Genomic DNA, 798 nt, shown 5'->3' with positions numbered 1-798 from the left:
AAAAGATAACTGAGAGGAAACAACAATGGCCAACCAAGCCCAGGCGCAAAAGCTGGCGGTCTCCACGACGGACGTCGCCGTCGAGATCACCAACATGAACAAGTGGTACGGCGATTTCCACGTGCTGCGCGACATCAATCTCAAGGTGATGAAGGGCGAGCGCATCGTCATCGCCGGCCCGTCGGGTTCCGGCAAATCGACGATGATCCGCTGCATCAACCGGCTGGAAGAACACCAGAAGGGCCAGATCGTCGTCGACGGCATCGAGCTCACCAACGACCTGAAGAAGATCGACGAAGTGCGCCGTGAAGTCGGCATGGTGTTCCAGCACTTCAACCTCTTCCCGCACCTGACGATCCTGGAAAACTGCACGCTCGCCCCGATCTGGGTGCGCAAGATGCCGAAGAAGGACGCCGAGGAAGTGGCGATGCACTACCTGAAGCGCGTCAAGATCCCGGAGCAGGCGCACAAATATCCGGGCCAGCTTTCCGGTGGCCAGCAGCAGCGTGTGGCGATCGCCCGTTCGCTGTGCATGAAGCCGAAGATCATGCTGTTCGACGAGCCGACCTCGGCGCTCGATCCGGAAATGGTGAAGGAAGTGCTCGACACCATGGTGTCGCTGGCCGAAGAGGGCATGACCATGCTGTGCGTGACGCACGAAATGGGTTTCGCCCGCCAGGTCGCCAACCGCGTCATCTTCATGGACCAGGGCCAGATCGTCGAGCAGAATTCGCCGGCCGAGTTCTTCGACAATCCGCAGCACGAGCGCACGAAACTCTTCCTCAGCCAGATCCTGCA

The 798-nt window shown here is 59.6% G+C and carries 1 protein-coding gene; it reads left to right on the top strand.

Annotation, left to right across the window (positions count from 1 at the left end):
• Positions 1-25: 25 nt before the first annotated feature.
• A partial coding sequence (locus tag AC1RT2_RS32180; protein ID WP_493108502.1) for an amino acid ABC transporter ATP-binding protein occupies positions 26-798 on the top strand: 773 nt, incomplete at its 3' end.

The sequence above is a fragment of the Shinella sp. GW821-FHT11G07 genome, from assembly GCF_058808115.1.
Note: the sequence above shows the minus strand (reverse complement) of the source record. Positions and strands in the feature narration are given on the sequence as shown.